This window comes from Siphonobacter aquaeclarae (assembly GCF_900103285.1).
Taxonomy (GTDB): domain Bacteria; phylum Bacteroidota; class Bacteroidia; order Cytophagales; family Spirosomataceae; genus Siphonobacter; species Siphonobacter aquaeclarae.
In genome coordinates this window covers 436,658-461,305 of the sequence record NZ_FNGS01000002.1, presented here as the reverse complement: position 1 = coordinate 461,305, position 24,648 = coordinate 436,658, and the positions used below count along the sequence as shown (strand labels likewise).

At 53.2% G+C, this 24,648-nt stretch carries 25 protein-coding genes and 1 tRNA gene; 7 read left to right on the top strand and 19 right to left on the bottom strand.

All coding sequences use genetic code 11. The features are described 5' to 3' along the window. Positions 1 to 102 precede the first annotated feature (102 nt). On the bottom strand, positions 103 to 429 hold the full coding sequence (locus BLR09_RS05480; RefSeq protein ID WP_093198810.1) for a DMT family transporter: 327 nt from the start codon (positions 427 to 429) through the stop codon (positions 103 to 105). A 299-nt stretch (positions 430 to 728) separates the two neighbouring features. On the opposite strand from BLR09_RS05480, the gene BLR09_RS25455 reads away from it, so the two are divergent. Together BLR09_RS25455 and BLR09_RS05475 are read left to right on the top strand one after the other, a co-directional pair. Then, complete coding sequence (locus BLR09_RS25455) at positions 729 to 896, top strand: hypothetical protein (RefSeq protein WP_176785465.1); 168 nt, start codon at positions 729 to 731, stop codon at positions 894 to 896. Then, positions 874 to 1,176 carry a hypothetical protein gene (locus BLR09_RS05475; RefSeq protein ID WP_093198809.1) on the top strand — a complete coding sequence of 101 codons (303 nt, stop codon included), beginning with the start codon at positions 874 to 876 and terminating at the stop codon, positions 1,174 to 1,176. The genes BLR09_RS25455 and BLR09_RS05475 overlap by 23 nt, the downstream gene beginning before the upstream one ends. A 10-nt stretch (positions 1,177 to 1,186) precedes the next feature. Here the strand turns inward: BLR09_RS05475 and BLR09_RS05470 are convergent, their stop codons facing one another. After that, a complete protein-coding gene (locus BLR09_RS05470) occupies positions 1,187 to 1,753 on the bottom strand; it encodes a Crp/Fnr family transcriptional regulator (protein WP_093199671.1) in 567 nt (188 codons plus the stop codon). Between the two features lie 165 nt (positions 1,754 to 1,918). On the opposite strand from BLR09_RS05470, the gene dinB reads away from it, so the two are divergent. The 3 genes from dinB to BLR09_RS05455 are packed head-to-tail and all read left to right on the top strand — an operon-like array spanning position 1,919 to position 6,467. Next, entirely contained in the window at positions 1,919 to 3,073 is a 1,155-nt protein-coding gene (gene dinB, locus BLR09_RS05465; protein ID WP_093198806.1) for a DNA polymerase IV, read from the top strand. After that, positions 3,070 to 3,462, top strand: a complete 393-nt coding sequence (locus tag BLR09_RS05460) for a hypothetical protein (protein WP_093198804.1) — start codon at positions 3,070 to 3,072, stop codon at positions 3,460 to 3,462. The genes dinB and BLR09_RS05460 overlap by 4 nt, the downstream gene beginning before the upstream one ends. Then, a complete protein-coding gene (locus BLR09_RS05455) occupies positions 3,450 to 6,467 on the top strand; it encodes a DNA polymerase III subunit alpha (protein WP_093198802.1) in 3,018 nt (1,005 codons plus the stop codon). Before BLR09_RS05460 ends, BLR09_RS05455 begins: the two co-directional genes overlap by 13 nt. Before the next feature lie 44 nt (positions 6,468 to 6,511). Here BLR09_RS05455 and acs read toward each other — a convergent pair whose 3' ends face one another. From acs to BLR09_RS05410, 9 genes are all read right to left on the bottom strand, one after another. Next, the gene (gene acs / locus BLR09_RS05450; RefSeq protein ID WP_093198800.1) at positions 6,512 to 8,416 is read right to left on the bottom strand and encodes an acetate--CoA ligase; all 1,905 of its coding nucleotides are present in this window, start codon (positions 8,414 to 8,416) and stop codon (positions 6,512 to 6,514) included. Positions 8,417 to 8,581: 165 nt separating this feature from the next. Beyond that, positions 8,582 to 8,953, bottom strand: a complete 372-nt coding sequence (locus BLR09_RS05445) for a response regulator transcription factor (protein ID WP_093198798.1) — start codon at positions 8,951 to 8,953, stop codon at positions 8,582 to 8,584. A gap of 18 nt (positions 8,954 to 8,971) precedes the next feature. Continuing rightward, positions 8,972 to 11,659, bottom strand: a complete 2,688-nt coding sequence (locus BLR09_RS05440) for a sensor histidine kinase (protein WP_093198795.1) — start codon at positions 11,657 to 11,659, stop codon at positions 8,972 to 8,974. Beyond that, positions 11,652 to 11,852, bottom strand: coding sequence for a hypothetical protein (locus BLR09_RS05435; RefSeq protein WP_093198793.1), 201 nt, complete (start codon positions 11,850 to 11,852; stop codon positions 11,652 to 11,654). Before BLR09_RS05435 ends, BLR09_RS05440 begins: the two co-directional genes overlap by 8 nt. 217 nt (positions 11,853 to 12,069) lie before the next feature. Further along, on the bottom strand, positions 12,070 to 12,288 hold the full coding sequence (locus tag BLR09_RS05430) for a DUF6814 family protein (protein WP_093198790.1): 219 nt from the start codon (positions 12,286 to 12,288) through the stop codon (positions 12,070 to 12,072). Between the two features lies 1 nt (position 12,289). Further along, a complete protein-coding gene (locus BLR09_RS05425) occupies positions 12,290 to 13,792 on the bottom strand; it encodes an MFS transporter (RefSeq protein ID WP_093198788.1) in 1,503 nt (500 codons plus the stop codon). A gap of 195 nt (positions 13,793 to 13,987) precedes the next feature. Then, positions 13,988 to 14,407, bottom strand: coding sequence for an IS1/IS1595 family N-terminal zinc-binding domain-containing protein (locus BLR09_RS05420; protein WP_143011027.1), 420 nt, complete (start codon positions 14,405 to 14,407; stop codon positions 13,988 to 13,990). Between the two features lie 373 nt (positions 14,408 to 14,780). Then, entirely contained in the window at positions 14,781 to 15,143 is a 363-nt protein-coding gene (locus BLR09_RS05415) for a helix-turn-helix domain-containing protein (RefSeq protein ID WP_176785464.1), read from the bottom strand. Between the two features lie 403 nt (positions 15,144 to 15,546). Beyond that, positions 15,547 to 16,332 (bottom strand): DUF4382 domain-containing protein, encoded by a 786-nt coding sequence (locus BLR09_RS05410; protein WP_176785463.1) that lies wholly within the window; start codon positions 16,330 to 16,332, stop codon positions 15,547 to 15,549. Positions 16,333 to 16,710: 378 nt separating this feature from the next. Here BLR09_RS05410 and BLR09_RS05405 point away from each other — a divergent pair, with 378 nt between their 5' ends. Continuing rightward, complete coding sequence (locus tag BLR09_RS05405; protein ID WP_093198778.1) at positions 16,711 to 17,214, top strand: hypothetical protein; 504 nt, start codon at positions 16,711 to 16,713, stop codon at positions 17,212 to 17,214. Between the two features lie 82 nt (positions 17,215 to 17,296). On the opposite strand, the gene BLR09_RS05400 is transcribed toward BLR09_RS05405, so the two are convergent. The 5 genes from BLR09_RS05400 to mce all read right to left on the bottom strand — a co-directional run bounded on the left by BLR09_RS05400 (position 17,297) and on the right by mce (position 20,792). Further along, complete coding sequence (locus BLR09_RS05400; protein WP_093198775.1) at positions 17,297 to 17,986, bottom strand: hypothetical protein; 690 nt, start codon at positions 17,984 to 17,986, stop codon at positions 17,297 to 17,299. A 147-nt stretch (positions 17,987 to 18,133) separates the two neighbouring features. Then, positions 18,134 to 18,218, bottom strand: a tRNA-Ser gene (locus BLR09_RS05395). A gap of 63 nt (positions 18,219 to 18,281) precedes the next feature. After that, positions 18,282 to 18,797 carry an ABC transporter permease gene (locus BLR09_RS05390; protein WP_093198773.1) on the bottom strand — a complete coding sequence of 172 codons (516 nt, stop codon included), beginning with the start codon at positions 18,795 to 18,797 and terminating at the stop codon, positions 18,282 to 18,284. Positions 18,798 to 18,998: 201 nt separating this feature from the next. Further along, a complete protein-coding gene (locus BLR09_RS05385; protein ID WP_093198770.1) occupies positions 18,999 to 20,375 on the bottom strand; it encodes a cystathionine beta-synthase in 1,377 nt (458 codons plus the stop codon). 12 nt (positions 20,376 to 20,387) lie between these two features. Then, positions 20,388 to 20,792 (bottom strand): methylmalonyl-CoA epimerase, encoded by a 405-nt coding sequence (mce, locus tag BLR09_RS05380; protein ID WP_093198768.1) that lies wholly within the window; start codon positions 20,790 to 20,792, stop codon positions 20,388 to 20,390. 131 nt (positions 20,793 to 20,923) lie between these two features. On the opposite strand from mce, the gene BLR09_RS05375 reads away from it, so the two are divergent. Further along, a complete protein-coding gene (locus BLR09_RS05375; protein WP_093198765.1) occupies positions 20,924 to 21,250 on the top strand; it encodes a HesB/IscA family protein in 327 nt (108 codons plus the stop codon). Between the two features lie 116 nt (positions 21,251 to 21,366). Here BLR09_RS05375 and BLR09_RS05370 read toward each other — a convergent pair whose 3' ends face one another. The 3 genes from BLR09_RS05370 to BLR09_RS05360 all read right to left on the bottom strand — a co-directional run bounded on the left by BLR09_RS05370 (position 21,367) and on the right by BLR09_RS05360 (position 24,609). After that, positions 21,367 to 21,690 (bottom strand): MGMT family protein, encoded by a 324-nt coding sequence (locus BLR09_RS05370; protein ID WP_093198762.1) that lies wholly within the window; start codon positions 21,688 to 21,690, stop codon positions 21,367 to 21,369. Next, positions 21,683 to 22,252: a DUF3109 family protein gene (locus tag BLR09_RS05365; RefSeq protein ID WP_093198760.1), complete on the bottom strand. Its 570-nt coding sequence runs from the start codon at positions 22,250 to 22,252 to the stop codon at positions 21,683 to 21,685. Before BLR09_RS05365 ends, BLR09_RS05370 begins: the two co-directional genes overlap by 8 nt. A 68-nt stretch (positions 22,253 to 22,320) precedes the next feature. After that, positions 22,321 to 24,609, bottom strand: coding sequence for a LysM peptidoglycan-binding domain-containing protein (locus tag BLR09_RS05360; protein ID WP_093198758.1), 2,289 nt, complete (start codon positions 24,607 to 24,609; stop codon positions 22,321 to 22,323). Between the last annotated feature and the right edge of the window lie 39 nt (positions 24,610 to 24,648).

Sequence of the window (24,648 nt, the reverse complement as noted above, 5' to 3'; positions counted from 1 at the left end):
TGAATTTGGGCGGGTTGGGCGGACGGCGGGGAGGGACAGACGGTCCAAACAAAAGCGGCTGCCTCCCTCGGGAAGCAGCCGCTGAAAGCAGGAAGTTGGCTATCAGTGAGATACGAGTTTCAGGCCTACGATGGAGCCGATCAGCGTGAAGAGAAAGACCATCCGCCAGAGGCCGACAGGTTCCTGAAAGAAGAAGATACCGGCGAGTACCGTTCCGACCGCCCCGATACCCGTCCAGACGGCATAGGCTGTACCCAGGGGCAGCGTTTGCGTCGCTTTCATGAGGAGAAACATGCTGACTGTCAGGCAAAAAAAGAATCCGCCCATCCAGAGTGCGGAGGTAGTACCGGTGGTTTCCCGGGCTTTCCCGAGGCAGGAAGTAAACCCGACCTCAAACAGGCCGGCGATGATCAATACGATCCAGTTCATGGCAAATCCGCCCGCTTCCGGGGCGTGTTGGTGATGTGGTACAAAGGTCCGGAGAAGGAAGCGGGGAGTATTTTACAAATGATAAAAACGAAGGTTATTGACAACAGCGGGCAAATCTGGTAACCGTTAACTCATTGTGTTGGTATTTCTCCAAATGAAAAATAGGCCTGCTAGTTTGGCTGCCGAATCGGAAACGAGTACCCGAAGATTATATGCAGATTTCCTGCCGGAATAAAATAGATTGTAATGTAACGTTACATTACGTACATTCGGTACGGTAGTCTGATGACGAGATGTTTATGAAGCACCGAGACTACATTGCCGCCCTCCGTCTTCAAATTGCGATGGTGAGGCAAGCCCTTCGCGACGCGCAGGAGATGGAATTAACGGATGAAGAAACAGATCAGCTTCTGGATCGGTTGAGCGCATTACTCGCCCTGCTCCATGCGCTTGAAAACGACAGCTAATCAAAAAGAGAAGACGATGATCGATGCAAAAACAGACCTGAAAAAACTCCTGGCAGATTCAGACGCTTTGATCCGGCAGGGACGCGATATACTCGTAGCGGAGGGCAAAGTGATGGACCTTCGCGAATGGATTACGCTTGCGGATTATGCAAAAAAGCATCATAAGAAACTCAATCTCATCACCCAATGGATCAGCAGGGGTGTTGTTCCCGCAGATTGCTATGTTGAAATACCTTCTTTGGGAAAGAAACTCATCCTGGACCGGGTGTATCGGGAATAGCAGACCATTCTTACCGGATCCCCGCCCGTATCCGGCTCAGCGTCACCTGAGTAACCCCCAGGTAGGACGCGATATAGCCCAGCGGCACGCGTTGCAGAAGTTCAGGATGCTGTTCGATCAGGTCCAGGTACCGTTCCGACGCCGTCCGGAACTGCCCTGACAGGTACCGTTTCTCCGCGCTTACCAGTTCGTTTTCGGCCAGCTTGCGGCCCCAGTTGGCCAGCTCCAGGTCTGTTTCAAAGAGTCTTTCCAGTGCATCGATGCGCACTGCGTAGGTGAGAGACGGCTCCAGTACCTCTACGGTTTCGTAAGCCGGATGCCCCCGCAGGTAGCTCTCAAATGGAAGAATCACAGCCCCCTCTGTGCCAAACCAGAAGGTAATGTCCTGTTTTTCACAGCTTTGATAGGCCCGGGCAATGCCCTCTTCCAGAAAATAAATCTCCCGCTCCACTTTTCCCGCCTGAAACAGCATGCCACCCTTCGGAAAGCGCACCGGTTTCATCACCGAAACCAGGCGGTCAAAGGCTTGCTCTGAAAGCGGGTAGAGGCGCCGGATAGTAGCTTCCGTTTGTTCCATCGGGAGGAGAAAAGGATCGGAAGACAAAACTAAGCGGATCAGCGCGTTGGACAAGAAATACAGCCACTGTAAAAAAAGAATGATCAATATAAGTGCATATTGAATAAAAAATCAGGATATTTAACTCGTAATTAGCAAGGATTCGGGACAAATTGAATAAAAATCATGGAAAATATCATCGCTCACTTGGACCTGGACACGTTCTTCGTGAGCGTGTTGCGGCGGGATTTCCCGGAGCTGAACGGCAAGCCTATCCTCATCGGCGGCGCGTCCGATCGGGGGGTGGTTGCGGCCTGCTCCTATGAAACGCGGAAGTTTGGGGTGCATTCGGCCATGCCGATGAAGCTGGCAAAGAAGCTCTGTCCGGAAGCCCTCGTGCTGAAGGGCGATTTTGAATCGTATGTCAGGGCGTCCAAAGAGGTGACGGATATGCTGGAAGACCGCGCGCCCATTGTCGAGAAAACGTCTATTGATGAATTTTACCTGGATCTTTCGGGGATGGACCGGTTTATCGGCGCGGTGCAGTTTGCGTCCGAACTCCGCCGGTCGGTGATGAAAGAAACCCGGCTGGCGATCTCAATGGGTATTTCGCCGGCGAAAGTCGTCTCCAAAATGGCGACGGAAGAGGCCAAACCTAACGGACAGTTGTACCTCCGCACCGACGATGTCCAACCCTTTCTCAACCCGCTGCCGGTGTCCCGTATTCCGATGGTGGGAGAGGTAACCGCCCAGAAATTGCGGAATATGGGTATCCTGACTGTCGGGATGCTGGCGCATATGCCCAAAAAACTCCTGGAAAAGACCTTTGGTAAAGCGGGTATCCTGCTGTGGGAACGGGCCAACGGGATCGATCCGACGCCGGTACTCCAGCACTGGGAGCAGCGGTCGCATTCGAAGGAAACTACTTTCGACAAAGACACGACAGACGTCGTCATGATCCGCCGGCTGCTTGCCCGCATGGTGGAAGGCCTGGCGTATGACCTCCGGAAGGAACATTCGTCTACCGGCTGTGTGACCGTCAAAATCCGGTATTCCAACTTCGATACCCATACCCGCCAGCTGCAGATTACCCCGACGACCTCGGATCAGGAGCTGATTGGTCACGTCCTTGATCTGTTTGACCGTTTGTATGACCGCCGCCTGCTGATCCGCCTCGTCGGTATCCGGTTCAGCAAACTGGTCCGCGGGCTGGAGCAGCTGGGCTTGTTTGATGCATCGTCCAAAGTCGTTCCGCTCTACCATGCCATGGACCGCATCCGCCTGAAGCACGGCGAGCGCATGGTAGGCCGGGCCTATTCCTTTGATCAGATTCGGTCATGACTACCCTGGCACAGTCGCTCCCACAGATCAAGGTATTCGACGGAGCTGATTTTCATACCGTTACGGCGGTGGGTACGACAGGGGAGTTCGAGTCATTCTGGCTCGACGAAACCCTCGTACTCGTTCAGATGCATACCGGCGAAGTCCGGAAATACCAGTCTTCCTCCGACGTGGAAGTACTCTGGCAGGTAGGTGCGAACGACGCCTCGGGCGAGCCGCTGTTTGAGTATGATACCGTTCTGCTTGATGACCGCGAGTATGTCGTCGGCTGGGACCCGGAAGCGCTGGGTTTCAGCCTGTTTTCGGAGGAACGGAACGAACGCCGGCCGCTGACGCTTGCCGTCGCCGCGCAGACCCGCAAAACCGGCAACTGGTTATGTATTTCCTGAACAACCATACCGAATTTTCGCTGCTGTACGGCACCCTGCCGGTTTCAGCCCTCTATGCCCGGGCGGAGGCGCTGGGGCTGGATACGCTGGTGGTGACGGATGTCAATACGACGTCCGCCGTCTTTGAGCTGGTACGGCTCTGTGAAGAAAAAAAACGGGTCATCCGGCCCGTCGCCGGCGTCGATTTCCGGAACGGAGACGAGTTTTGCTATGTCTGCCTGGCGAAAACACCGGCCGGTTTCGCGGAAATAACCCGTTTCCTGACTGAACACGACCATGCCGGTACGCCGTTTCCGGTTTCCGCGCCCGATTTCTCGGAGGTAGCAGTGATTTACCCCATGCGGTATCTCGACGGGAACCCTGTCCTTCAATCCCACGAATACATCGGCATCCGCCCGTCGGAAATCAACCGGTTCTGGAACTACCGGCAGCGGGTTTCGCCTGACAGGCTGGTCGTCCTGCAGTCAGTAAGTTTTCAGACGCAGGACGATTATGAACTGCACCGCCATCTCCGGGCCATTGACAAAAACTGCCTGCTTTCCCGGCTGCCGGAAGAGGCGCAGGCGAGCCCGACCGACTGGATGGTTCCGCCCGACCGGCTCGCAGCCAAATACGCGAATCTGCCTGGTATTCTGGAAAATACGATCCGCCTGCTGGCAGAATGCCGGTTCGATGTGCCGCTGCGTACCGTTCGGAACAAGCAGGTGTTCGGCGCGTCGGCGGCAGACGACGAAGCACGCCTGGCTGCCCTTGCCTGGGAGGGTTTTATGCGGCGCTACGACGCTGCCGACGAAGAAGCCCGTAGCCGGGTTCGGAAAGAATTGACAGTAATCAGCGAAATGGGTTTCTGTAGTTATTTTCTGATTACGGAGGACATCATCCGATTTGCCAAAAGCAAAGGATATTTCCACATCGGGCGTGGTTCGGGAGCTAATTCAGTAGTTGCCTACTGCATCGGAATTACCGATGTGGACCCGATTGCGCTGGATTTGTATTTCGAACGGTTTATCAATCCCGAACGGACCAGCCCTCCGGATTTTGACATTGATTTTTCGTGGGACGACCGGGATGAGATCATCGAATACATCTTCCACCGGCACGGACCCGAGCACGTTTGCCTGCTTGCCACCTATGTAACCTTCCAGAACCGGAGCCAGTACCGGGAATTGGGGAAAGTGTACGGACTACCGCGAAGCGAAATTGACGCACTCGTTGACCTGGTGCGAAAACGGAGTTATGGCTGGGATGTACCTCCGCCGTCCGACAGCTATACCGCGACCATTCTGCGTATCGGGCAACGGATGGACGGCAAGCCCCGGCAATTGTCGATCCATGCCGGAGGTATCCTTATCTCCGATCAGCCGTTGTTCGCCTGTACCGGCCTGAAAACCATGCCGAAAGGCTTCCCGATCTGCCATTTTGATATGTATACGGCGGAAGACATGGGTTTCGCCAAGTTTGATATCCTGAGCCAGCGCGGGCTGGGCCACATCAAGGATACCGTGGAGATCGTCCGGGAAAACCGGCAGATTGAAATTGATATCCACCGGGTCAAAGATTTTCTGGTGGACGAAAAAGTCCGCGATCAGCTGCGCAGTCACGAAACGATGGGCTGCTTTTATGTCGAATCCCCGGCGATGCGGCAGCTCATCTGGAAGCTGAATTGTGATAATTATCCTACGCTTGTCGCTGCAAGTAGTATTATCCGTCCCGGCGTGGCGAGCAGTGGGATGATGCGGGAGTATATCCTCCGGCATCACCGGCCCGGCAGCTATACCTATGCGCATCCGGTCATGGAGCAGCTGATGGCGGAAACCTATGGCATCATGGTATACCAGGAAGACGTCATCAAGGTGGCGCATTACTTCGCCGGGCTTACCCTCGCCGAAGCGGACATTCTTCGCCGGGGTATGAGCGGGAAGTACCGATCCAGAAAGGAATTCCGGAGAATCGAAGAAGTATTCGCCCATAATTGCCGGGAACGGGGCTATCCGGACGCTGTCTGGCAGGAGGTATGGCGGCAGATCGAGAGCTTCAGCGGGTACAGTTTCAGCAAGGCACACTCCGCCAGCTATGCCGTGGAGAGCTACCAAAGCCTGTATCTTAAGGCCTATTATCCGCTCGAGTTTATGGTGGGAGTAATCAACAATTTCGGAGGATTTTATTCGACGGAATTTTACGTTCACGAAGCCCGGCGCTGGGGCGCTGCGATCGAGGCGCCGGATATCAACCGGAGCGGTGAACTGACGTCTATCTCGGGCACGACAATCTGGCTGGGGTGGATTCACCTGCAATCCCTTGAAAAAAAGACGATTGCATCCATCACCCGCCAGCAGAAAGAAGGTCCTTTCCGTAGTTTCGATGATTTCTGCCGACGGGTGCCAATCGGTCTGGAACAGCTACTGCTGCTGATCCGGATCGGCGCTTTCCGTTCTTTCGGACAATCCAAGAAAAGCCTGCTTTGGGAAGCGCACTGGCGTTGGAACGACCGACCGTCGGCCATTGAGCCGCTTTTCGGGATGGAAGACGACCTGCCGGTACTTCCCGTTTTCAGCCACGATCCCCTTGAAGATGCATACGACGAGCTGGAATTGCTTGGGTTTCCGCTTTGTCCGCCGTTTTCGCTGATCGGCGAGCTGTCTGAGTTCCGGTATCCGCTGGTACTGGCGACGGATCTCGACAAGTTTATCGGAAAGCCGGTTACGTTGCTTGGCTACCTCGTTCACGTAAAATCTACCACAACTCGCAACGGAGATCGAATGGGGTTTGGATACTGGCTGGATTACAGCGGAGAATTTTTCGACACGGTTCATTTTCCGGATGTAGCCAAAGCCTATCCGCTGACCGGCAGCGGCGTTTTCCAAATGGAAGGAATCGTCTCGGAAGAATTCGGGCATTGCCAGGTAACGGTCTCGTCGGCAGTGAAAGTACCTTACCGCAAAGATCCCCGGCAGATGACCTCGATACCGGCCCGGCAGGCGGGTACCGTATCGCTTGAAAACTAAAAAGACGCCTTTCGGGGCGTCTTTTTAGTCAGATAGTCAGTCGCTTACAGCGCTCCGGCCTTGATTTCATCCACCACGCCCGGATCGAGCAGGGTAGAGGTATCGCCCAGGTTGGAGGTATCCCCTTCGGCGATTTTCCGCAGGATACGCCGCATGATTTTGCCTGAGCGGGTTTTAGGCAGGCCCGCCACAAACTGGATCTTGTCCGGTTTGGCGATGGGACCGATGATGCGGGAAACCGTCGCCAGGATGTCCTTCCGGGTCAGGTCGGCATCGTTCAGCGGCTCTTCCGTGATGATATAGGCGTAAATGCCCTGTCCTTTGATGTCGTGGGGATAGCCGACAACGGCGCTTTCCACGACCCCGAGGTGCATGTTGATCGCATTTTCAACTTCGGCAGTACCGATGCGGTGGCCGGAGACGTTGAGGACGTCGTCGACGCGGCCCGTGATGCGGTAGTAACCTTCTTCGTCGCGCAGACAGCCGTCGCCCGTGAAATACTTGCCCGGATACGTGCTGAAATACGTCTGGCGGCAGCGCTCGTGGTCGCCGTAAGTGGTCCGGAGAATACCCGGCCATGGGAACTTGATGCAAAGGTTTCCGGAGACGCCGTTGCCTTCGATTTCGTTTCCGTTTTCATCGACCAGCACCGGCTGCACGCCCGGAAGCGGCAGCGTCGCGTACGACGGTTTTTCCGGCGTGATACCGGCCAGCGGGCTGATCATGATACCGCCGTTTTCGGTCTGCCACCAGGTATCGACGAGGGGGCATTTGTCCTTGCCGATATTGGTTTTGAACCAGTGCCAGGCTTCTTCGTTGATCGGTTCGCCGACGGAGCCGAGCTTTGTCAGTGAAGAAAGATCCTTTCCTTCCACATACTGCAGACCGAAGCCCATGAGGGAGCGGATCGCCGTCGGCGCGGTATACAGGATATTTATACGGTGACGATCGGTAATATCCCAGAGACGTCCGGCATCCGGATACGTCGGGACGCCTTCAAAGATGACAGAAGTAGCGCCGCAGCACAGCGGGCCGTAAACAATATAGGAGTGTCCTGTAATCCAGCCGATATCGGCGGTGCAGAAATGAATCTCGCCGGGCTGGTACTGGAAGACATTGGCAAAGGTATAGGAGGCATACACCATGTAGCCGCCGACGGTATGGACAACGCCCTTGGGCTTGCCCGTCGAACCGGACGTATACAGAATAAACAGCATATCCTCGGCGTCCATTTCTTCTGCCGGGCATTCAGCCGTTACGTATTTTTCTTCCTGCTCGAGCCAGCGGTCGCGGCCTTTGATCATCGAAACCGGCGTCCGCGTACGCGACATAACCAGTACCGTTTCAACAGAAGGGCAGATAACGAGGGCGTCGTCGACAACGGCCTTCATCGGGATTTCCTTTGCTCCGCGGTAGGCGCCGTCGGACGTGACGACTACTTTACACTGTGCGTCGTTGATCCGGTCAGCGATGGACTGAGCCGAAAATCCCCCGAAAACAACGGAGTGAACCGCGCCGATCCGGGCGCAGGCCAGAACCGCAACCGCGAGTTCCGGCACCATCGGCAGGTAGATACACACGCGGTCGCCCTTGACGACGCCATACTTCTTGAGTACGTTGGCGAAGCGGCAGACGCGCTGGTGCAACTGGCGGTAGGTGATGTGAACGGCGTCGTCGTTCGGATCATTGGGTTCCCAGATGATGGCGGTCTGGTCGCCCCGCTCGGCCAGATGGCGATCGAGCGCGTTTTCCGTAATATTAAGTTTCCCGCCGACAAACCACTTGACGTCAGGCTCGGTGAAGTTCCACTGAAGGGTCTTTTTCCATGGCTTTCTCCAGTAAAAATTCGACGCAATATCAGCCCAGAACCCTTCCGGATCTTCAACGGATTGAGAATAGTACTGCTGATACTGCTCGAAATTTTGAATCTGAAAGGGAATGTTACTCATTGCTCGTAATCGTTTTAGAGGGACTAAGAAAAATACCCGAACGGTGCAGCTAAAGTACAAGCATTCGGGCAATGGCTACGCACCATTCAGCGATTTTGTCGCTAAAAATGTATAGCACTGTCAGGATAAATCCGATAAAGTTTTGGCTAAAATAAACCCGGCAGCTCAGGCAGTAAGCTCCTGAACTTTGGCCATGAGGTTACGGGTTGAAAAGGGTTTGGTCAGGTAGAGGTCGGCCCCGAGTGACAGCCCTTTTTCAATATCAGTGTCCTTGCTCTTGGCGCTCAGAAAGATGACTTTGGTACGGCGGAGGGTTTCGTCTTCCTTGACCTGCCGGCAGACTTCGTAGCCGTCGACACTCGGCATCATCACGTCCAGCACCACGAGATCCGGGTGCTCCTGACGAATAATGTCGAGGGCTTCGGCGCCGTCCCGGGCGATGTACACCTGATACCCTTCCTTTTTCATGAGAAATTCAAGGGACATCACAATGCCCGGCTCATCGTCAACGATCAATATTTTTTGTGATGCTTTCATGGTCCGAAGGAAAACAGGCTACACCGGCAGTGTCACGGTAAAGCGGGCTCCCTGACCGGGTTCGCTCTGGACGCCGATGCTTCCTGAATGCAATTCTATGATTTTTTTCGTAATCGCGAGTCCCAGACCGCTGCCTTTCGGCTTACGGATAGTCTGGTTTTCGGCCTGATAGAACTTATCAAAAATCAGTTTCTGGAACGCTTCCCCGATACCCGGGCCATTATCTGCCACGCGTATTTCAAGCTTTCCGTCTGCCCGCCGTGCCTCTACCCGGATCAGACCCTTGCCCGACTCGGTGTATTTGATGGCGTTCGACAGCAGGTTGATCATTACCTGCATGAGCTTGTCGCGGTCGGCCGCCAGCAGGAGGTTTTTCTCGACCTTCGTTTCCAGCCGGACGTCTTTCTCTTCTGCCAGATGAATTACGGTACCAACGGCCTCCAGGACTACTTCCGACAGGTTGACCGGCTCTTTATGAAGCAGGTGTTTACCCGATTCATACTTCTCCAGATCCAGCACCTGACTGATCAAACGGGTCAGCCGGTCGGATTCCCGGATGATGGTTGACAAAAACTGTTCCCGCATCTCTCCGTCGAGATCCGGGTTGTCCTGCAAAATCTCGCTCAGCGCCTTGATCGACGTGATCGGCGTGCGGAGTTCGTGCGTGACGGTCGATAAAAAGTCGTCCTTCAGCCGGTCCGTCCGTACCATTTGCTCATTCGCTTCCCGAAGCCGGTTGGTGGCCAGCTCCAGCTCCGCCTGATGCTGGCGTAACTGCCGGTTGGTCAGCATGAGTTCCTGGGACTCCTTGAGAATTTCAACGACTTCTTCCACGGCAATTTTTTCCTCGTGCGTGACGGACGCCACCATCAGACGGGCCGATGCCGATCCGACCACACCCGCCAGCAGGTTTTCCGCGTAATTCACCAATTGGGGAGACGCCCGCTGCCATTTCAGATCAATTTCGTTTTCATCCGCGAAACGTTCCAGCATCTGGGTAACGCGTTCTTTTTCAAAGAATTGATTCAAAAGACTTTGCAAGTCCGGAATGTAAGCTGTACCCCGCCAGATCGTCGAGCTTTCGATAACTTCGGAATACTTGAAAATATCGACGAAAAGAATAGCCTGATTGTGTTCGAGGGACGTTTGCGGCAGACGGATCGACAACAGAATATATGCCAGCACGTTCACCAGCAAACTCCAGAACAACGCATGCGAGATCCGGTCGAAACCCTGGAGACCAAAAAGGGAAAGCGGGCGGAAGAGTGTCCAGCCGAACGGTCCGTCGGTATTGATCGAATGCGGGAAGAACCCGGCTTCGGCGAGCATCGGCAATACCAGTGTGTAAAACCAGACGCCAAAGCCCAGAATCAGGCCGACCGTCGCCCCATACCGGTTTCCCTGTTTCCAGAAAATACCGCCGAGAACCGCCGGAGCCAACTGCGCAACAGCGGTGAACGACACCTGACCGATTGATACCAGCGGGTACTTGCCGGCCAGTTTGGAGTAGTAGAGGTACGCCGCCAGTAACAGGAGCAGAATACTGATGCGCCGCGCACGTGTAAGGAAGCGACCGAGTTTCGGGCCGATACGCTGCCGCAGGGAAGGGCGCGTCAGTACATAAGGCATCAATACGCTGTTACTCAGCATGGTACTGAGCGCGATGGTTTCGACGATGACCATGCCCGTTGCCGCCGAAAAGCCGCCCAGGTACGTAATCAATGCCAGCCACTCCTGCTCAAAATACAAGGGAATGGCGAGCACGAAATTATCTGCATTGACCTGCTGATGCTGAAAAAGCAACGCCCCGCCGAAGGCAATCGGGAGGACAAACGCATTGATAACCAGCATGTAAAGCGGGAATTGCCAGATAGCCCGGTTGAGATGGCGCTCGTCGGTATTCTCGACCACCGCGACCTGAAACTGCCGGGGCAGCAGCAGGAAGCTCAGGCCCGAAAGCAGCAGGTGCCAAAACCAGGAGCCATACCCTCCGACGGAGTCGATGACGAAGAGATTCCGCAGCGCCGGTTTTGTGGCCGCCTGCGTGAAAATATCTCCGAAGCCGTTGAATACCCCGAATGTCACATAAATCCCGACAAACAAAAAGGCCAGCATTTTGACCAGCGACTCCGCCGCGATGGCCGTGACCATTCCCTCGTGCTGCTCGGTTGCCTCAATTTTCCGGGTACCGAAGAGAATGACGAAGATCCCCAGCCCGATTGCCAGGTAAAGGGTAAGATTGCCGGTGAGTTCTTCCTGCCGCGGAAGCTGCGCGAGCACGGCGAAGCTTGTCGAGATGGCTTTTAACTGAAGGGAGATATAAGGAACAATGCCGACGAGGCAGAAAAATGCCACCAATGCCCCCAGATTAGCCGATTTGCCATACCTGGACGCGACAAAATCTGACAACGTTGCAATACGCTGTACTTTACAAATTCGGATGATTTTACGGAGAACGATCCACCAGAGCGGTGCCGTAATAGTTGGGCCGAGGTAGGTTGACAGAAACTCGACGCCGTTTGTAATGGCCCGTCCAACTGAACCATAATAGGCCCATGCCGAGCAGTATACCCCCATCGAAAGAGCATACACCAGCGGATTGGAAACCCACCGAAGCGCCGATTTGCTGCGCTCGGCCCAGTATGCGATTCCAAAGAGTAGTCCCAGGTACATGACCGAGACCGTCACGACCCAGCCGCTATTCATGGTTTCTGCGGGTCCAGTACCAGTACATCAGCCCGACCAGCGCCAGCCAGACCACAAACAGGTACCAGTACAACAACGGAATACCCAGCCAGATCACCGGCTGGTTAAAGAGCGACAGCAGCGGAAAATTCAGAATCAACCCGAACAGCACGCTGACAATCAGGAGGTATTGGGCCCGGAGGCGTTCGTTCATCGGTGGAGTTTTCTGTTTTCGGTTTTTCGTTTTCGGTTGTAGGCTCGGTCTCTTTAAAGAATCATGATCCTAAAATTAAGACAGGAACAAGGCGGAAGTGCCATTACCCGGAAAAAACGACCGCAAAAAAAGGCCTGACGGGAACCCTATTCCGAAATAAAAACTGCCTAACCGAAAACCGAAAACCGAAAACCGAAAACCGAAAACCGAAAACCGCTCACTCCTCCCCATACTCCCCCCTCAACGAATACCACCCGAACAGGACAAGACCGCCAACGACGATAGGCGTGAGGACGAGGAGGACTACCCAGCCGAAAATACGGTCGTCGGGTTTGTCGCTTGCTATTTTGGAAAGGCTGTCTGCGAGCCGGTCGTATCCGATGTAGAGGCCAAGCAGAATCCAGACAATGCCGAGCGCTTTCTTGATTGCATTCATGTTATTCCTGCGGTTTGGGTTTGGATGAGAGGTACACCAGGCCGATGACAAAACTGACGGCGGCCACAAGAATCGGATACCAGAGTCCGGAAAGGTATGCTTTTTCCGAACCGGCCTGCGTGGCTTTTTCGACAAGGGCGACGGCCAGGAAAGGCGTCAATCCCCCGAAAACACCGTTTCCAATGTGATAGGGGAGCGACATGGAGGTATACCGGATACGGGTCGGAAACAATTCAACCAGAAACGCCGCAATTGGTCCATATACCATCGTCACATACAATACCTGAATCCAGATCAGAAAAACCGTCAGCCAATACCCTTTGGTACCGTGCAGTAGGGTCTTTTTGCTTTCGCCGGTACCGGTTTGGGTTTCCAGCAGCTGGGTTCCGTCGGTATAGTAATGGACAGTCGTATGAACGGAAGGCTTTCCGGGTACTTCCTGTGTCCGGATTTCCCGCAGCGACGTTTCCTCTGTTTTCAGCGAAGTATCCGACAACTGGTACAACTGGGTATAGATCGGCCGGTACGTCAGCACACCCAGCAACATCCCGGCGAGCATAATGGATTTCCGGCCGATTTTATCGGACAGCCAGCCGAAGAAAATGAAGAAGCCTGTTCCGAAAGCCAATGCAATGGCGACGATTTCGCTGGACTGTTCAAAATCCACGCGACCTACCTTCTGAATAAAGGAAAGCGCATAAAACTGCCCGGTATACCAGACGACGCCCTGTCCGGCCGTTGCTCCCAGCAACGCCAGTAATACCATTTTGAGGTTTTCCCGCTTCCCGAACGACTCTGCCAGGGGATTTTTAGAGACTTTTCCTTCGGACTTCAGCTTCGAAAACAGGGGCGATTCCTCCATCCGCAGCCGGATGAAAATCGACACGCCGACGAGCAGAATGGAAGCGAGAAAAGGAATACGCCAGCCCCAGGCCTCAAAATCACTGGTACCCACGACTTTACGGGTCGCAACGATTACTGCAAGCGAAACAAAAAGACCGAGCGTGGCGGTGGTTTGAATCCAGCTCGTGAAGTACCCGCGACGGCCTTCCGGCGCATATTCCGCCACGTATGTCGCCGCTCCGCCGTACTCGCCGCCCAGCGCGAGGCCCTGGATCAGGCGAAGAAGAAGAACAAGAAGCGGCGAAACCATTCCCCAGGTTTCGTACCCGGGAATCAGGCCGATGAGGAAGGTAGAACCGCCCATCAGGACCAGGGTTACGAGAAACGTGTATTTGCGTCCGACGATGTCTCCGAGGCGACCAAATACCAGTGCGCCGAACGGTCGGACAATAAATCCCGCGGCAAACACCGCCAGCGCCGACAACAGCGCCGCCGTGGGATTGTCTTTCGGGAAAAACTGAGTGGAAATAATAGCAGACAAACTACCGAAAATGTAGAAGTCATACCATTCAATCAGGGTGCCGACGGAGGACGCGGAGATCACGCCAAACAACACCCGGGAGCGGTCAGTGGCGGACTGCCTGGCCGTTACGTGTGACATAGGTTTAGAGAAAAAGTGGAATAAGGGGCTCTTACGGAAAAGACAGCCGGCCCGTAATCGGGGCCGCGTGTTGGATTATACCGGTAATTTATAGGGAAATAAGAGCAACCGAAAACAGCCAGCTATATTCCGGAGGGAATCGGGATAGTTTTGCTAAGTAAGAATAGGTAGGTAGTAGAATGGGCAGGCGGCAGCTTAGTCTTTGAACCGTTCCCACTTGATGAGCATGAACTTGTCACCGAGTTCGGTGACGATCACACCGGCGCTTTTCAGGTTGTCCCGATTGGCGAAATAATCAGCTAATTCTTTGTGGTTCAGTATTTTATAGGTAGGATGGTACTCGGAGTTTTTCGGTAACTTGATCTGATACTTCTTCACCCAGTTCATCACCGATACGTGACTGACGCCGAGCAGGCGCTCGATTTCCCGGTAACTTACACCCTCAATGTAAAGCTGAAGTGCCTTGATGACATAGTAGGTACTGATGCCTTTTCCGAGTTTGTCTACCGTAAAATGGTACTGACAGTCTTTGCAATGGTACCGCTGGCGGTCTTTGATGATGCCCGATTTGGTCACGTGGGAGGAATCGCACCGGGGACAATTAGGGTTATTCATAGAAACTACGCCGATATAATCACCTTAGCAAACATATAGCTAATTAGCAAAGAATGTCGCCGGGAGCGGGGATTTTTTTTAATCCGTGAAAAATTTGGACGGAAGACTAACCAAAAGGTCAAATCATCTCCGCTCAGGCAGGCGTCCCGCGGACCATACAGGTAGTTGAAAAGAGAAGCGGAGTAACGGCCTGCCGGTCGCAGGGAATTATGCGAGAGGAGGTAAGCCGGCAGCAAAGCGTTCCGGGTAATTTAGCCGGAAGCTGGACATCCATTACAGTGGAAAAAGCTGGTGTCGTTCAGACGCTATTTCCGTAAGATGCGGTAAAATAATCGCGGGTACCCGCCGGGAGTGGATAAGCGGGGCACGTCCCTCAGGATGCGCCCTTAAACTTTCCCAGGAGCGTCTTGATCACCAGGTCTTTTTCCTTGATCTGCTCTTTGAGAAATTCGTTTTCGTTTTTCCATTCGCGGAAAGCCCGTTCAAAGCGGAGCATGATTTCCTCATGGCCGGATGCCGGCATGGGTCCATGTCGCAGGAGGTCGTCGACCGTGACTTCGAGGATTTGCGCCAGCCGGTGCAGCAACACGTCGTCGGTGATGCGGGTACGCTTGAAGATATCGTACACGCCGCCGCGCGTCATGTTGAGCTGTTCCGAAATCGTCGCCACGGAAATACCTTTTACTTTGGCAATTCGCTTGATGTTTTGACCGACGTGAGAATGTGTTGTCTCCATATCCATTATACAACGCTGAAACGAACGGCTAAACAGACCGGACGTTTCCGTAGGGTGAACAGTAATCGGCGGATGTTCTAAAAAGGCGGGTAATCGAGTGTAATAACTAGTCTATAAGTAAAAATGTTTAAACCGATAGAGCTAAAATCTATAGTTTTTGAAGAGCAGAACACTACTTTATGCAAAGCAGGTCGGTTGAATTTGCTGAAAGGACAACAAAGGTATAACAAAAACGAAGCAAACTCCCTGAAATAGTATAGTTAATGCTGTTTATCTGTGTAATAATTTACCAAATGGTAGTTTTCCCGGCGCGTACTTTCTGTCGGGTACATCCTATAAAATAATTAGATGCAGAAGGAAGAATTGCTTCGGGAATACCGGCGGGCATTCCCGAAGCAACTATTCAAGGCAGCAGCGTAACCGTTCCTACGTCCGTGATGGTACCGAAGGACACGGCGACATTCGTTTTGACCGTCGCACTGAAACCCGAACCGGCGGCGACGTTGTACCATAAGGAATAGTTGCCCTCGGCCAGTCCGGAAAATACAAAATGCCCGTCCGACGCCGGTATGGCCGACAGGGTATCCGAGCCCTTGATCGCAAATACGATCGGCTGTGCCAGCAGGGGCAATACCACGCCCTTGATTTTGCCGTTGGTTAGCTCCGTATAGGCGCGGACGGTCGGTTTGAGGTTATAGGAATCCTTTCCGGTTTTGACGACAGACTTACCGGCGTCAAAATCAATCCACACATGATAGGAGGCGTCGGCTTTGAGTTCCTGATGAAAATTGAACTTCAAACCGCTTTGCTGGGCAGACGGCGTGTTGAGGGGATAGGACTTTCCGTCGACAACGACCGAATTGTTACTACCCAGCACCAGCCTCATCTGCGAAATATGCCCGGCGGGCAGGTCGTACTGACATAGAAGTACATCGAGTCCGTTGCTGAATTCCAGCAGGTTGTAAACGCCTGCTTTGACGGGGGTCAGGGTCGTTTCACCCTGGTCAGTGATGACGACCACCTGCCGGATGTCGACGTTGACGGCGTCATAGGCGCCGGGCGCGTCCGTCAGGTGAAAAGAAACACTGGCTTTGCCCGTGGCGGTTGACGAGCCACCGGCATCATCCTTGGAGCAGGAGGAGAGTCCGGCGGCGATCAGCAGCGCACCGAACAACACAATCTTTTTCATCTGTTTTGAGGAGGAATAGTGAACACCCGCCTTGCCTGCGTGCAGCCTGCCGGGCATTGTACCTACGAGAAACAGAGGAGGGGAAGTTGGGGGAGGGAATGGATTTTGAGGTTGGGTAAGGAAATTGGACGATCGCTTCAGGGAATAGAAATCAGGAAAAAGCGGAAGCTGTCAAATCAATGAGGGAAGCTACGAATGCCGGACAAACGTACCAATAAGGGTAAATAGTTTTGAGAAATTACAAAGGTAATAGTGTTTAATAATTACCATTTTTTAATTTATATTGTCCGAAAATTGAAGAACGTTCGACTTAAATGCAACCTGTTTATAGCTGAGTTGTTGTCAGCTCGTAAACAGGTATTTCTCCCTTCATCCGTAATGCGTTTGTATTTATTCCTTGCTTTTCTTGGCCTGTCGTTGTTTTCCTGTTCCCGGGTACATCCGCTAAAAGGCGATTATTCCACACATAAGTATTTAGTCGCTTCATCTAAATCAAAGGAGGACGTATTCCGGATTATCCGGGAGACCCTGAAGGAGAAAGGCGTAGCAATCAGCGCATCGGAGTACCAGTCCGGTATGATTGTTTCCGACTGGGCCTATTTCACGTATTCGTATACGATGGAAGACATGTCCGGAAAACTCCTGAACCCGGATGCGTTCTTTGTGATTGCCCGCAGAAAGGATTTGAAAAAAGAGAAAGGCCCGTCGACCGTACGTTGCAACTGGTTCTTCCGGATTGAAGAAATAGGACAACAGGTTCGGGTCTATTTACAAACGTCCAATATCGAAGCTTTTTCGGATACTTATGCTGGCTGGCGGGTAGAGTATCAGGCGTATTCTACGGGGAAGTTTGAGAAGGATGTGATAGAGGTGATTCGGTGATAATATTACCTGATGCCTAAACCAGAACTATCGAGGTCAAGACGATTCTACAAATAAGAACGGCCTTTTCGAATACGCCCTCTTAATTAACAGGATAGTCTTTCTGCGCTTTCCGATTCATCGTATGGATAAGTTCTACTACCTCTTCGAACGGCAGGTCTTTTATCTTCATTTCAGGTAATTCAATGCCATTTTTGGCACATAATTCTTTCAACTGATTTCGGGTCAGGTAATTGCCGTGACTGGCTGTATTCCCTGTCAAAGAGTCTTGTATGTCATCCGTATCTATAAACAGGAATCGTCTTTTCTTACCCTCCCGATCTATCCAGGCTTTGCCCCATTTGGTTGATTCATTTGCCAGTACTCCCGCAAGACCCATCGCATAATTGGATCCGCCGCGTCTGACGATAGCCGGCGAATTATCGTCGATAAAAATGACAGCATATTTACCCTGAATATCAAATGGAACAAATACCATCCAGTTATTAAGGTCTGTCGAATAACCCAGATTGAAATACATTCTGTCGTTGTAATCAATCGCCCAAGTGAAAACAGATCGTTTTAACTTACCGCCCTGAAGATTTGTAAACTTCTTCACCCGTAAATGACGTGCACTGCTGTCTTTGATTACAGCAATTGCCGGAGTGCCGGGGTTTTTATAATAAACATCACCGGAATTGCCATAGAGTAAAACCTGCGTTTTAAAAGATTGGGCTGACAGCGACAGAAAGGACAATACAACGGTGACGAGGGCCAACGAGAATGATTTCATCAATGTGGGTGAACTGAATTTTATCAAAAAACGAACGAAAAAAAAGGAATTAAAATGTGGCCGAAATGCCTCAGGAAAGAACGTACTAAATTCTCAGAAAGACTATAAAACAAAAAAAGTTATCTCCTTTCGAAGATAACTTTTTCGCAGAGGGTGAGGGATTCGAACCCCCGGACCTGTTACAGTCAACAGTTTTCAAGACTGCCGCGATCGACCACTCCGCCAACCCTCTTTGCAATTGTGAATGCAAAAGTAATGGTCTGGAGGCCGTTTGTCAACCCCTGAGGCGAAATTTTTATAAATCGGGGAGGTCCCGCACCCGTACTTTGAGCCTGGGCGCCTCACCCTCAGGCACTATCACGATGAGATTTTCTGCAACGGTTTCTCCGTTCCGGAAGAGATGGCCCGCCGGAACCTGGGTTACCTGTGTCACGGTCTTCCCTTCCGCGTTCTTGATTTGCTGGCGAAACGGTACAGAGAACGACTGCGCCAGCAGGGTCGTTCCTTTCGACGTCAGGCGTTTGCCGGTAGCGTTTAGACAATCGAACGTGGCGAGCTGATTCTGCATTTCCTCGCCAAAGGCCGTCTGCCGCGGAAACAGCACGCGCGAGCAGCCGCTTTTATTCGTGACGAACACCGTGATCTCAAACCGGCCGTACTGCTCGTCCTTGACTTCCTTTTTTCGCTCGTTGCGGATTTCGAAGCCGTAATCAAGGCCGTTGTACGAAACGGGCCGTCCGGGAAGAAGATCAAAGGTCTGCTGGGCGAGCGCCGCGAGCGGAGAAAGGAAAAGAGGTAGAAGAAGTTTCATAGATGGTGAGGGTTTTCAGTTTTCGGTTTTTTGTTTTCAGTTGAGGGCGCCCGGAACTAGTTCGAAGAGTGGTTTCGATGGGGGCAGCCACTTCCGGGAGCGGTTCGTTTTGCGGGTCTTTTCTGATTAGTCAAATATGTCCGGCAGCATTCGTTTTACAGGTACCATTTACGAAAAAGGGAGGCCGGAGCCTCCCTTTTCCTAATTTGTCATGGCCAGAAGTAAGTCGGCCTGGGTGATGATGTGTACCGCGTTGGTTTCGTCTCGGACGAGGAGCGCCTTGTTCTCCCGGTCAATCAGCGAGGCGAGCGTATCGAGTGTATCGCCGATTCCGACAAACCGGAACGGCCTCTCCATAATTTCTTTCACCGGTACATCCCGGATTTCAGGGGATTCAATCAGCAGCGACAGAATTGTCGATTCGGTAATGCTACCGGTGAAATGCCCCGTCTCATCCACGACCGGAATCTGGCTGATACCGTCCCGGTTGAGCAGCCGGATCGCTTCGTTGACCTTGGCCTGCTCCTGAAGCGTCACGAGTGGACTCTTGCCGTAACGAAGCCGGATGAGGTCCCGGGCCGTGGCGAACGACCGCGTTTCGAGGAAGCCGTGGTCTTTCATCCAGTTGTCGTTGTAAATCTTGGCGAGGTAGCGCGTGCCGTGGTCGGGGAGGAGGATAACCATGACGTCGTCTTCCTTCAAATGCTGCCGGGCATACTCCAGCGCGCCGAAGACCGCTGATCCGCAGCTCCAGCCTACAAACAGGCCTTCTTCACGCGCCAGTCGCCGCGCCATGATCGCCGCATCCTTATCCGTCACCTTAATGAAATGATCGATCACGGAGAAATCCACGTTTTTCGGCAGAATGTCTTCGCCGATACCTTCCGTCAGGTACGGGTAGATTTCGTTGGAATCAAACTCGCCTGTTTCTTTATACTTCTTGAAGACAGAACCATAGGTATCAATACCGACGGAGACGACGCCGCTATTCTTTTCTTTCAGAAACCGGGCCGTTCCGCAGATAGTCCCGCCGGTACCCACGCCGGCTGCAAAGTGGGTAATCTCCCCGCCGGTCTGCGTCCAGATTTCCGGACCGGTGGTATCGTAATGTGCCTGGGTATTCGACAGGTTATCATATTGATTCGGATAAAACGAATTCGGAATATCCTGATTCAGCTTTTTGGCGACCGAATAATAACTTCTCGGATCATCGGGTTCGACGTTCGTCGGGCATACCACTACCTCTGCTCCGACAGCCCGCAGAATATCAATTTTCTCCTGGGATTGCTTGTCAGCCATCGTGAAAATGCACTTGTATCCCTTCGCGACCGCGGCCAGGGCCAGTCCCATCCCGGTATTTCCGGAGGTACCTTCGATGATCGTACCGCCCGGTTTGAGGATCCCGGCGGCTTCCGCGTCTTCGATCATCCGAATGGCAATCCGGTCTTTCACCGAGTTGCCGGGGTTGAAGTACTCGACCTTCGCCAGAATGGTTCCGGGGATGCCCTTCGTGACTTTATTGAGTTTGACCAGCGGCGTATTGCCGATGGTTTCGATGATACTCTCGTAATAATGCATGTCGTAGATCGGTTATTCAGGAATGGTCTGGCAAAGTTCGATCAGCACGCCGTTGGTGCTTTTCGGATGGAAAAACGCGACCCATTTGTGGTCGGCGCCGCGGCGGGGCTGCTCCTGCAACGGAATGAAGCCTTCGTCTTTCAGCCGCTGCATTTCGGCGATGATGTCGGCCGTTTCAAAGGCAATGTGGTGAATACCTTCGCCGCGGCTGGCGATAAACCGGGCGATGGGGCTATCCGGGTTCGTGGCTTCCAGCAGCTCGATTTTGCTTTCTCCCTGTTGGAAAAAAGAAGTCGTCACCCCTTCGGATGCCACCGTTTCCTGCTTGTAAGGGTTGACATTCAGTAGCTTGCTGAAGAGCTCTTCCGAAGAGGTAAGATCTTTGACGGCGATACCGATGTGTTCGATGCGGAGCATAAGCGTATAGAGGAACCCGAAATTGCGTCTCCCGGAAACCTATTCCGGTGTTGGAGTGTTCCCAATTCGCTGTTAATTTTGAGAATAGAAACGAAAAACCGAAGGAAAGGCCTTCTTTTTCCCGATAAACTATGGTAACCGTATCACAGGAAGCAGCAGATAAAATCATCGAACTCCGTCGTCAGGATGGCCTGACGGAAGACTTCAGCGTACGCGTCGCCGTCAAAGGCGGCGGCTGCTCGGGTTTGATGTACGATCTGAATTTCGCCTCCGAACCGCAGGCAGGAGACATGATCTTTGAAGACAAAGGCGTCAAGGTCATGGTCGACAAGAAATCCATCCTCTACCTCGCCGGTACCGAACTGCAATATTCCGGCGGCCTCAACGGCAAAGGCTTTACCTTCTTCAATCCCAATGCCTCGCGGACGTGCGGGTGTGGGGAAAGTTTTGCGGTATAGAAAGCGGTTTGGTGTTTTCAGTTTGCGGTTTTCAGTTTTTGTTCGAAAAGCTGGAACATATCTCCAGGGCTTGTGGTATAGGTATGGTACCCGACTGAAAACCGCAAACTGAAAACTCACATCAGCTCCTCCTCCGGATTCCAAAACACCTTCCTGAATCCGACGATTTTATCGTTTTTGACTTCGATGCCTTCGGCTTCCAGCAGGTTCTGCATGCGGGTGCCACCAAACTGATTTTTGGCTGTCAGTACCCCGGTGCTGTTGACCACCCGGTGAGCAGGTACGTCCGAACCGGCGGGGAGCGCCCCCATCGCCCAGCCAACCAGGCGCGCGCCGCCTTTAAGAGACAGGTATTTGGCAATTGCGCCGTAGTTGGTCACGCGTCCCTTTGGAATCAGACGCACGACGGCATACACATCTTCAAACGAAATTTTATCCATTGTTTTCGTCAATTTCCCGGCAAAGCTCCTCGTACCAGCTTTCTCCGTACGCGCGGATGAGCGGCTCTTTCAAAAACTTGTAGAGCGGTACTTTGAGGGCTGCGCCGTGGTCACAGGCCGGCGAGCAGATATGCCAGCGGTCGTAATTGAGGGCGTCGTATTGCTCGTACTTCGTGACCCGGATCGGATACAGGTGGCAGGAGAGGGGTTTTTTCCAGGAAATCTTGCCATCGAGGTAGGCCTGCTCGATACCGCACTTCAGAATACCCTTGTTGTCGTAAATCGCATAAGCGCATTCCCGGCCTTCGATGACAGGCGTCGAGTAATCTCCCTCCCAGTCTTCCACGTATTTCCCCTGCTCTTCAATGGTTTTGATTCCGATTTCGGAGAGATAGGGTTTTACCTGTTCGTACACTTCCTCGAGCAGCGGAAGTTCATCTTCCGTCAGCGGGGCGCCCAGGTCCCCCTCCACGCAACATGCACCCTTGCACTTGATCAGATCGCAGACGAAGTATTGATCCGCGATATCATCCGAGATGACGGTATTGTCGATAAGTATCATATTCCTGAAAAAGAAAGCAGCGGAGCATTGTGCTCCGCTGCAAAGGTAACTTTTCTATCAGCCTAAATCTAGGGCTTCCGGATCTTCAGCTTCTGACCGGCCTGGATCGCGTTGGCGCTGGAGATATTGTTCCACTCCATGATGTCCTTGACCTTCACGTCGTATTTCCGGGAAATACTGTGGAGGGTCTCACCGGACTGAATGATGTGCGTCGTAACGCCGCCCGTAGCACGGTTCGACGGCAGGCGGCTTGTTTCCGTCGCTTTTGCTCCGGCTTTCACCATCAGCTTGTCACCTACTTTCACCCGGGGGAAGTCTGTCAGGCCATTGATATCGCGGAGTTCTTCCGGCGAAATGCCATGCTTGCGGGCAATCGAGTAGAACGTATCGCCGGGACCTACTGTGTACTGGGATGCTCCGCTGGTTTCAGCCGGCGCCGTAACATTCGGCTTCGGAGCTACCGTTGGTTGTTTGGCCGTCATCGGTACTTCATCCGGAGAAATGCCGCCAATCACGCGGAGACGCTGACCGATGCGCACGTTGGGATAATCGGTGAAACCGTTCAGCCGCCGCAGTTCACCCGGCGTCATCTGGTATTTGCGTGCAATGGAATAGAACGTTTCGCCGCCTTGTACGGTATGGAAGGAATTCGCGTCGCCCGAAGGAGCTACTTCTTCCACAGGCGCCGGCTTCGGCTTTTCAACTGCGGGGCGCGCCGGATAGGTTACTGCCGGGCTCGGTTCGGTACGTGCCGGAGGCGTCACCGCCGGGCGATTGACAGCCTGATTATCAGCCGGCCGGGTAGCGGGCTGCGTCGCCGGTTGTGTCGTATTACCCGAAACGACCTTGCCGTTTTCGTCTACGAGTACCACACGGCCTGAGCTTTTCTGCGGCGCAGTCGTATTGGAAGGCGTTATCTTGACATCGCCGGGTGCGGCAGGCTCGGTCGTAGTTGCCGGCTGCGTCGTTACGACATCGGTAACCGGTTTCTCTTCCGTAGCCGGTTTTTCCGGTTCCGGATCAGGCAGGGGCACTACTTCCGGCGCAACGTCGCAGGAAATACGTTTCTGCAGGTTCAGTACCCGTCCGGGTTGCAGCGGTTCCGACGCAGAAGCAATACGGTTCAGGCGAAGCAGGAAAGGCAACCGGATACCGTACATCTGGGAGACATCCCAGATCGATTCACCATGCTGCAGCGTGTGCGTAGGCACATTTCCTTTGCGGGCCTTCTTCTGGAGGTAGTATACTTTGCCGGCAACGATGGCGTCCGATTCAGACATGTCGTTGCGGGAGAGGAAGCGGGAATACTTGATATCGGCGCGGTCGGCGATGGTCTGATACGTGTCGCCTTCCTGCGCAAGAATCCCCTTCTTGCCGTTGATTTCGTAGAAAATCGGACCGTTGGACTGGTTCTTGCCGGTCGGCGTAATGCGCTTCAACACCGGAAATTCAGGATCTTTCGGACGCGACGGAGCGGGCTTCGCAGCAGTAGGCTGCACGACGGTCGGCCGGCCATTCGCAGCTGACGCAATCACGGGTGAGTTAGGATTGTTGCTCACCACCACCAGCATGGTATACTCCTTATCCTGAGGTACTTTCGAACCGCCTACCCAGCGGTTGTAGCGACGAAGCTCTACTTCATCAACACCCAGCTGATCGGCTACCTGGGTAAAGGTCTTGCCGCCGGCAGCTTTGTATTCGTAGAAAGGCGTCTGACCCGTACGGTAGCCTTTCAGCTCGCTTTCGTATACCAGCTTGTGTGCCAGGCAGCGAAGGATGTACCGGTCGGTTTTTTCAGTGACGCTGATGTCTTTCGCCGTACTCCATTCGGTCGGAACCAGGCTGCGAATACCGCCCAGGCCGAGGTAGTAGGAGTAGAGGGTGGAAACCCAGTTTTGCGTCACCGCGTTGTTCTTTTTGAGGTAGCGGGCTGCGGCGCGGGTTGAGGCGTGGATATTCTTGCGCTCATCGATTTCGTCGTCTACCCGAAGGCCAAATTCCTGCGCGGTTTCCTTCTTGAATTGCCAGAAACCTACGGCATTGGAAGTGGAAACGGCGTCGGGAGCGAGGCCGCTCTCCTGCATGACGAGGTACTTGAAATCCGCAGGGACATTCTCTTCTGCCAGGATGTTCTCGACGATGGGGAAGTACAACACCGCTCTGTCGAGCCGGCTGTTGAGGGTATTCCGGTTGGAAAGAAGGGCGTTGACATCGGTCTGAACCAGGTCCTGAGCCCCGGTATTCATGTTGACCACCACATTCCCAAACGTCACCCGGGCCGGAACCTGAAACAACTGGGCAGACGCATACGCGTTAACAATAAAGCAGAACGCCAGGGTTAGGAAACTTCTAATCATGGTTGAAATGGTTAACGATACCTTCGGTTAACCCAAAGG